Here is a 9,349-nt window from a genome sequence, read left to right on the forward strand (position 1 = left end):
AAATCAAAAATAAGCGCACATTGCGCTTATTTTTATGGATCAAGTTTGATGCTTAATTCTGCGTTAGAAAATAAATTTTATTCATCATCATTCATTTAATGTTCAGTCAATCATGAATTAAGATCGGTTTTTTGCATAATCGAACGCGATTTTTTTCTGCGGATATAGATGGTTTTTTGAACTTCTGCGATTCTGAGTCCTGAATCGTCAAAAATATTTAAAGTGTAATTTCGATATATAGGCTGATAATTGTCAGTTAATTCTTTGATGTGATTGATTTCATTTAGATCTAAGCGAACATCTGCATATACAGTGCTGCGTCCTGGTGAAAGGAAGTTGATAGTGGCTGCTTTATCCCAAACCATATATTTAGGTCCAAGATGATGCATAAGAATTAACATGTAAAATGGATCAACCATTGAGTATAAACTACCGCCAAAATGCACACCGACGATATTTTGATTACGCAGAGTTAAAGGCATTTTGATTCGAACATGATAATTTTTAAGATCAATGTTATCGATTTCGATACCCGCACCTTTATATGGTGAATAGTGATTCAGCATGAACTTAGAGACAAAAGGAATTGTCTGTAGTTTCTTCATTAGCTTATTCATGGTCAATTCTAGTTATCCATTTTTCAACCATAATAAACAACAGAATGGAAAGTGGCATTGATCTAAATGCCCTATACAATGAAATCATAGTCAATGGTTAGAACAATAAAAGGTGAATCGATGCAAGCGAAAAGTGATTGGATTTCCACCCAAGATCAGCAAAAACTCTATGCAAAAACATGGGGAAATGCCGAAAAACCAGCTTTAGTATTGGTACATGGTTATCCCGATAATCAGGAAGTCTGGGAACCGATCATTGAAAATTTAATCAATGATTTTTATATTGTGACTTATGATGTACGAGGCGCAGGGCAGTCAACTGTTGCTAAGCGTATTCGTGATTATGCTTTGCCACGTTTGTCTTTAGATTTGGAATGTGTGGTGAATGAACTTTTGCCGAACCGTAATTTTCATTTGGCAGCGCATGATTGGGGTTCAATTCAGTCGTGGGAGTCTGCAACTGAAACGAAATTTAAAAACCGTATTTTGTCTTATACGACTATTTCTGGGCCATGTTTGGATCATGCTGCATTTTGGATGCGTGACCAGTTTGCAAATGAAAAACCTAAATTTTTTAAACAGTTATTTAAGTCTTGGTATATCGTTGCCTTTCAATTGCCGATTATCGCACCCACCGTTTGGCACTTCTTTAACCCGCAGCGTTGGGGAGTGGTTCTGAGCCAATTAGAAAAAACCAAAGGCTTACCACTCAATCAAAATATTTCTAAAGATGGCGAACATGGCATTAGTTTATATCGTGCTAATTTTATTCCACGATTAACTCGTCCGCGTCAACGCCATGCAATTTGTCCTGTTCAAGCAATTGTATTGAAACAAGATAAGTTTGTAAGTCCAGAGTTGATTGATGAAATGCCAAAATGGGCTGAAAAGTTTGAACGTGTTGAAGTAGATGCTAACCATTGGGCTGTTTTAAGTCGTCCAAAAGAAATTGCACAATATATTCAAAGCTTTGCATTGAAAAATAATTAGAGATTCATCTAGATAAATCGTGCCGACGTAATCTCAAATATCGAGATTGTGTCGGCTTTTTTTCATTGTTTTGTTTACTTCAAATCTACTCATCTTCATTCATTATGGACTATTGGACTAAATTACAGCTTCATCGTAGTGAATCTGATAAAATATGCGCTTTCCAAATTCTGAAATTTTTCCATGAATGCTGTCGTTATTGCGATTGCCGTGATGTTTATTTTGTCACTGGCGCGAGTTTCTGTTGTCTTGACCTTAGTCATTTCAGCAGTTATTGGTGGTTTGGTTGCGGGTTTAAGTCTAGCTGAAACTGTAGAAGCATTTAATACCGGTTTGGGCGATGGCGCTGAGGTTGCTTTAGCCTATGCCGTATTGGGCGCTTTTGCACTTGCATTGTCAAAGTCTGGTTTACCCGATTTATTGGCACATAAATTGATTGGTTTATTGGGCTTAGAGGCGACACAGAAACAAGCCAAGAAAGTTAAATTTTTATTGTTGTTTATTTTATTGGTTGCTGCAATTTGCTCACAGAATATTATTCCAGTGCATATTGCCTTTATTCCAGTGCTTGTTCCGCCATTACTTAAAGTGATGAATCACTTAAAGCTAGATCGTCGTGCGGCAGCTTGTGTGTTAACACTCGGCTTAGTTGGAACATATATTTTCTTACCTGTTGGCTTTGGTGCCATTTTCCTTGAGCAAATTCTCATGGGAAATATTAATAAAATTGGTGCTGCTTATAATCTACACGTTGACCGCAGCATGATGCCAATGGGGATGGCTATTCCTGTATTGGGCATGGTGATTGGTGCTTTATTCGCAGTATTCGTGAGCTATCGTAAACCACGTATTTATGTAGATCGTACTGTGGTTTCAGTTACGACGATTGATTTAGATAAACCGCTTCGTACGATCAATCTTGATGAAATTAAAGCAGATGGTCTTGAACTTGAAAAAGAAGCACAACAAGCACCAAAAGTTTCAAAAAAAACCATACTCATGGCATTGCTGGCAATCGCCCTAACATTGGTTGCACAGCTTTATTCAGGCTCAATGATCTTAGGTGGATTGGTTGGATTCTCAGTACTTTCTGCTGCTGGTATTTTCAAGTGGCAAGATGCAGATGATGTCTTTGTTCAAGGTATGCGAATGATGGCACTGGTTGGTTTTATTATGATCTCTGCGGCAGGTTTTGCATCTGTTATGACGCATACAGGAGATATTAATCAACTGGTGAATGGTGTGGTTCACTTGATTGGTGACAATAAAGCCTTGGCTGCATTCCTCATGTTATTCATTGGTTTATTTGTCACGATTGGTATTGGTTCATCCTTCTCAAGTGTGCCTGTTCTTGCCGTGATTTATGTACCATTGTGCGTCCAATTTGGCTTTTCGCCTTTGGCGACGATCGCTCTTATTGGTACTGCTGCAGCGTTGGGTGATGCCGGTTCCCCCGCTTCAGACTCTACGCTTGGTCCTACAGCAGGGTTGGGGGTAGATGGGCAACATGACCATATTTGGGACACAGTTGTACCGACCTTTATTCATTTTAATATTCCATTATTAATTTTTGGTTGGATTGCAGCTATGGTGTTATAACGACATCCTTTTAAATATTTTGGGCTATTCATTGAGTGATTGATGAATAGCTTTTTTTTAATATTTGAATTGATATAGCATTAAAATGTGTGAAAAACATCATAATTTATAATTATGAAATAAATATTAAAATACTATTTTGTTTAAAATAACTAATGATTTGTCTATATTAATCATACTAAATTGATCGGTTTTGATTAAAATAATTTTAATTAATTAAGTTGTATTTAAAACCAACTATTTTAATATGGATAAAATAAATTTACTTATATAACAATTATTTAAAAATAAATTTAATTTTTTGTTTTAAATTAATGTTGCAAGATATTTAATATGTGTGTTTAATACTTATTAATAACAACGTGGGGTATTAATAATGTTTAAGAAAGCTATATTTATTACATTAATGGGGGTTTCTTCTGCTTCATTTGCAGATTGGCAAGTGAAAGTCGGTGCTTCTGCAATTGCACCAACTCAAGACACGGCAATCCTAGGTGGTGCAGCAGTTGTTAAAGCAGATCAGGAAATTGCTTTTACACCTTCTGTAGAATATATTTTTGGTCAAACTCCTTTTTCTGTTGAATTATTACTAGCAACACCAATCAGCCATGATGTACTTTTAGATGGTCAAAAAGCGGTTAAACTTAAGCATTTGCCGCCAACAATTACAGCAAAGTATAACTTTAAAAACTCAACTCGCTTTACGCCTTATATTGGTGTAGGCGGTACTGCATTCATTGCATGGGATGAGGAAACTTCAGGTGGACTTGAAGGAACTAAAGTAAAAGTAAAAGAAGACTTTGGTTTTGCAGGTCAAGTTGGTTTTAACTTCCAACCTGCGGATGCTAAAAACTGGGGTGTATTTGTAGATGTACGTTATGCACAACTCAGCCCTGAAGTTGAAGTTAAAGGTTTAACAACATTTGATTTAGATATTGATCCTATTATTTATACATTGGGTTATAGCTACAAATTTTAATTAATAGCATTGTAAAAAAACTCGGTCTTTGTACCGAGTTTTTTTATTCTCAATAAAAAATTCAGAAGCGATGATTTACATATCAAAGAGCATGTTTTATACGAAAAATCCGTTCATTTAGCATTTATTATATTAAAAATAAATTTTTATAAAGAAAGGTGAAATTATTATTTTTGAAAGTTTTTTGATCACATTACATTGAAAAGATAAATTGATTGAGTCAAAAACTTCTAGGGCAATAATGCTTAATCAAAAAAATCGCATTCAATTCATTTCTGAGGTCAAAATTTATGTTCAACAAATTCATATTCCTAAATCAAACTTTTCTTTTTATCTTAGCTTTCGCTGTATTACCAACAACATATGCAGGAAATTGGCAACTTAAAGTCGGTGGTAGTGTCATTGCTCCTGCAAGTAATAATGGGATTGTGGCAGGAGCAAAAGCAGATGTCAGCCATGAGTATAATTTAACGCCTTCTGTTGAATATTTTTTTGGAGATTCTCCATTTTCAGCCGAGCTTTTACTGGCAGTTGCACCATTTAAGCATGATATTAAACTCGATGGCGTTAAAGCGGCAACCTTTAAACATTTACCGCCAACGATTACGGCTAAGTATCATTTAAAAAATTCAACACGCTTTACGCCTTATATCGGTGTGGGTTTAACGGTTGCTGTGCCATGGGATGAACATTTGAATGGTAGCAATTCAAAATTAGATGCAGATGTAACTTATGGTGCAGCAGGACAATTGGGTTTTAATTTCCAACCTGCGGATGCTAAAAATTGGGGCGTATTTGCAGATGTACGTTATGCTCAAGTTGAAAGTGATGTAAAACTAGACGGCAAAGGGATTGGAACATTGAAGGTCAACCCTTTGGTTTATACGTTGGGTTATAGCTATCGCTTTTAATGTAGATTGAATATAAAAAATTGGTTTGAACTGGACACCATAAGTTGAATACAACTTATGGATTTTTATAATAAATTACAAAATAGTCATATTCAGCAATATCTGTTTGAGTAGAATCCACTTATTCTCAGTAATACAATATTTTAATTAATTGAATAAAAATGAAGTTAGTTTTAGCTATTATATTTGCATTATTTAGTCCATTTTCGATTGTCCACGCTGCGAGTTTTAATTGTGATCAAGCACAGACCAAGACCGAGCAAGCTATTTGTGAGCATCGAAATTTAAATGATGCAGATGTCAAAATGGCGACGACATATAATATTATCCGTAAGCTTGTCCCTATGGGAACACGTGGCGTTATACAAGATCAACAAGTTAAATGGTTACAGTTACGTGATCAATGTCAGGCTAGTTCAAGCTGCTTGGCAGAAGTATATAAAATGCGTCAGCAAAAACTCGATATTTATATGAATCAAGTGTATCAACAAGGTCCTTTTTAATTTTTTTAAGTTTCACTATTGAAATATGAATAAATCGCACCATTTCTAAGGCATTCGATTAATTTTTTCATCATCAATCTAAGTGTTTAACGATTCTGGAAATGTTGATCCATTTGCAGAATATTGAATTGTTCAAAACTTAGACAATGAGTTTTGATGAAAGATTTTTTATAACAAGATTATTGATGCATTTAAGGAATGATTTATGAGTGAACAGAACCCACAACACACGGCAAAAAAGCATAGTTTCCAAGCTGAAGTCGCACAGCTTTTACATTTGGTGACGCATTCTCTCTATTCAAATCCTGAAATTTTCCTACGTGAATTGATCTCAAATGCTTCAGATGCATGCGATAAATTACGTTTTGAAGGGATTAATCACCCTGAATATTATGAAAATGATCCCGATTTGCATGTTCGTGTCAGTCTAGATAAAGATGCCAAAACCATTACGATTTCAGACAACGGCATTGGTTTAAGCCAACAAGAAGCCATTGATAATTTAGGAACAATTGCTAAATCTGGTACCAAAGACTTTATGTCAAAATTGTCAGGTGATCAAAAATCAGATGCTCAGCTAATTGGTCAGTTTGGTGTAGGTTTCTATTCTGGTTTTATTGTTGCAGACAAAATTACGGTTGAATCACGTCGTGCAGGTACAGATGCTGCTGAAGGTGTGCGTTGGATCAGCGGTGGTACGGGCGATTTTGAAGTAGAACAAATCGAAAAAGTTTCACGTGGTACAGACATTATTTTGCATCTACGTGACGATGCTTTGGATTATTTAGACGCCTATAAAGTGAAGCAGATTATTAATAAATATTCTGATCACATTAGCTTGCCCATCGAAATGCAAAAAGAAGTATGGCAAGAGGAAGAAGTTGCTGAAGGCGAGGAACCTAAAGGCGGTGGTCAGTATGTTAAAACAGATGAATGGGAAGCAATTAACTCAGCAAGCGCTTTGTGGACACGCAATAAGAACGAAGTGACCGAAGAGCAATATGTTGAGTTCTATAAGAATTTAACACATGATTTTGATGCTCCATTGGCTTGGGCGCATAACCGTGTGGAAGGCAGCACGGAATATACCCAATTGCTTTATATTCCAAGTAAGGCGGCAAGTAATCTTTTTACACGTGAAGCAAAAGCAGGCATTAAACTGTATGTAAAACGTGTATTTATTATGGATGATGCGGATAATTTAATTCCAAATTATTTACGATTTGTGCAAGGTGTAGTGGATAGTGCCGATCTTCCATTGAATGTGAGCCGTGAACTTTTACAAGAAAGCCGTGATGTCAAAACCATTCGTGAGGGAAATACTCGCCGTGTGTTAACGACTTTAGACAACTTGGCAAAATCTGAAGATGCTGCGGATCAAGAGAAATTCAAAACATTCTATGCTGAATTTGGCTCAGTGATTAAAGAGGGTTTAGGCGAAGACATGGGGAATCGTGAACGTATTCTCAAGTTATTGCGTTTCTCTACTTCGACCAATGACGAAGTTTCGACGTCACTTGAAGCATATAAAGCACGTATGAAAGAAGGGCAAAAAGCCATTTATTACGTGACTGCGGATAGCCTCACTGCTGCAAAAAATTCGCCACAACTTGAATTATTCCGTAAAAAAGACATCGAAGTTTTGCTCATGGCAGACCGTGTTGATGAATGGGCGATGGAATTCGTGCAAGATTTTGATGGTACACCCATGCAAAATGTCGCAAAAGGTGCTGTTGATCTGGGTGATTTACAAGATGCCGAAGAAAAACAGGCACTTGAAGCAGCGGCTGAGCAGTTTAAGCCAGTGATTGAAAAATTGTCTGACTCGCTCAAAACTAAAACCAAAGAAGTTCGTGTAACCACTCGTTTGGTCGATTCGCCAGCATGTTTGGTGACCAGTGAGGGTGAGCTTTCTCCGCAATTGATTCGTATGTTAAAACAAGCAGGGCAGGCTATTCCAGAATCTAAACCGATTCTCGAAATTAACCCTGAACATCCTTTAGTGAAAAAACTTGAAAGTTCTGCACAGTTTGACGATTTGGCAAATGTGATTTTTGACCAAGCTGTGATTGCGGAAGGCGGTTTACCTGAAAATCCTGCTGAATATATCAAACGTATTAATAGTTTATTGCTTAAATAAATTGTAATTTGTTCTGAGAGCCTATCTTCAAGATAGGCTTTTTTAATGGATACAAATACGGAGTGGATAAGTCGGAACTTATCCACAATTGACTTATGTCATATTGATCGAATATTCAAAAGTTACTCTAAAATAAAGCTTCAAGTCGAACTAAAGCACTTGGGTAATGACTTCTATCTTCACGATGATCATTAAAATAGTTTAAGTCACCTTGTACATAAAACCACTCACGCCACACAGGTTGACGCCAAGAAATAAAAGGCCCCCAACTGTTTAAACGTAAATCATCACGATTGTAAAAACCACCTGTATAGATGCCATAGTTAAAGCGATTATTTTTAAAAAATTGGTGCTGACGATACGTTCTGTTGTCCCAAGTTAAATCATCATCTTGCTCATCTGCATAGGTGATATATAACTGATTAGAAATAAATGGCTGATCTGGACGGGCATGGGTGAGTTCTAAATTGGTTCTCAGATAATTTTCACTGTCTATACCATAGCGATAAATCTGCTCTGCGTGAAAATAAAAATCATTGGAAAGTGTCCAATCTTTTTCCGCTTTTAAACGTGCATAAATATCACTGCCAGAACGGATACCTAAGTCGGCATCGACCTTGAAAGGCAGCTTTTTGGAAAATTGAGACCAGCGTAATGCAATAGAACTATTGTCATCTCGTATTTGCTTGCCATCAAATTTTTTATTGGAATTATTTTCAGGATGCTCATTGGTAATAGCAATATTATTAGCAATTTCATCATCTAACGAGTCATCACCAAATACCACACTGAGGCGATGTTCTAGTGTTGGTAATTTGATTCGACCACGGATACGTGGACTCACATCGTAGCCATCATACTTATTCCAACGGTTGTCTACTAAAACCCGAAGTGATGCTGTCGCTGGATGTTCTGGATCAGATTGACCAAACCATCCATCCATTTTTTGTGCAGTATGATCAACCCACTGGCGAATATTTTTTTGCTTTTGATCTGCCCACGTCTGGTTTTCTGTTGTTTCAGTCGCAGGAACAATATCTTGGTTGGATTGTTCTGGGAAAAGTGTTGGTGTTGCATCAACAAGGCGTGGGACATAGTCAAGCCAGTCCATGTCAGTTGTTTTAATCGAATTTGTCGCAAAAGGTTGCGCTGTTTTGTGTGCTTCTATCGTTGTATGGAATTGATTCCCCGTTTCAGCAAATGCTGAGTTCCCATAAAAACTCCCTACTAAAAACAGATAGGGTAATTTTGAGATGATGAAGGTCAAAGTTTTATTCATTTGTACTCCTTCCTCAATTTGAGTCACGTGAAGTTTTTAGTTTTCATAATTACTATGCCTTAAAAAATACATGGATTTCAATCTAATCGTTGTAGTAAAAATATATATTGATTAAAAAAGACATTAAATAGAGAAATGGATTAACATAATGCTCTATTTTTATACATCAATAAGTGTATTTTACGAGTTTCAGTGAAAGTTTATTCCATGTCGGTTTTAGAGGAAGAGATTGAAGGGCGAATTCAAACATGAGGTGCGACAGTTTGAAAAGTCTTATGATAATCAACAAGCTGAGCAAATTTCTCTAATGGTGTAAGCCAATCTAACGCTT

Annotated in this window: 7 protein-coding genes and 1 pseudogene; 6 read left to right on the plus strand and 2 right to left on the minus strand. The window is 36.5% G+C overall.

The genetic code is table 11. The features are described 5' to 3' along the window. Positions 1–110 precede the first annotated feature (110 nt). The gene (locus ACG94X_RS13320) at positions 111–617 is read right to left on the minus strand and encodes a PaaI family thioesterase (protein WP_419384191.1); all 507 of its coding nucleotides are present in this window, start codon (positions 615–617) and stop codon (positions 111–113) included. A 120-nt stretch (positions 618–737) separates the two neighbouring features. Here ACG94X_RS13320 and ACG94X_RS13325 point away from each other — a divergent pair, with 120 nt between their 5' ends. From ACG94X_RS13325 to htpG, 6 genes are all read left to right on the plus strand, one after another. Then, complete coding sequence (locus ACG94X_RS13325; protein WP_419384192.1) at positions 738–1,607, plus strand: alpha/beta fold hydrolase; 870 nt, start codon at positions 738–740, stop codon at positions 1,605–1,607. Between the two features lie 183 nt (positions 1,608–1,790). Further along, the gene (locus tag ACG94X_RS13330) at positions 1,791–3,206 is read left to right on the plus strand and encodes a Na+/H+ antiporter family protein (RefSeq protein ID WP_419384193.1); all 1,416 of its coding nucleotides are present in this window, start codon (positions 1,791–1,793) and stop codon (positions 3,204–3,206) included. 376 nt (positions 3,207–3,582) lie between these two features. Continuing rightward, positions 3,583–4,185, plus strand: a complete 603-nt coding sequence (locus tag ACG94X_RS13335; RefSeq protein ID WP_419384194.1) for an OmpW/AlkL family protein — start codon at positions 3,583–3,585, stop codon at positions 4,183–4,185. 290 nt (positions 4,186–4,475) lie between these two features. Further along, on the plus strand, positions 4,476–5,096 hold the full coding sequence (locus ACG94X_RS13340; RefSeq protein ID WP_419384195.1) for an OmpW/AlkL family protein: 621 nt from the start codon (positions 4,476–4,478) through the stop codon (positions 5,094–5,096). A gap of 161 nt (positions 5,097–5,257) precedes the next feature. Next, positions 5,258–5,599 carry a lysozyme inhibitor LprI family protein gene (locus ACG94X_RS13345; RefSeq protein ID WP_419384196.1) on the plus strand — a complete coding sequence of 114 codons (342 nt, stop codon included), beginning with the start codon at positions 5,258–5,260 and terminating at the stop codon, positions 5,597–5,599. Positions 5,600–5,804: 205 nt separating this feature from the next. Further along, positions 5,805–7,739: a molecular chaperone HtpG gene (htpG, locus tag ACG94X_RS13350; RefSeq protein WP_419384197.1), complete on the plus strand. Its 1,935-nt coding sequence runs from the start codon at positions 5,805–5,807 to the stop codon at positions 7,737–7,739. 127 nt (positions 7,740–7,866) lie between these two features. On the opposite strand, the pseudogene ACG94X_RS13355 reads toward htpG, so the two are convergent. After that, a pseudogene (locus ACG94X_RS13355) lies at positions 7,867–8,847 on the minus strand (hypothetical protein); the annotation flags it as partial. Positions 8,848–9,349 lie beyond the last annotated feature (502 nt).

It is taken from the genome of Acinetobacter psychrotolerans, assembly GCF_048552595.1.
Lineage (GTDB): Bacteria > Pseudomonadota > Gammaproteobacteria > Pseudomonadales > Moraxellaceae > Acinetobacter.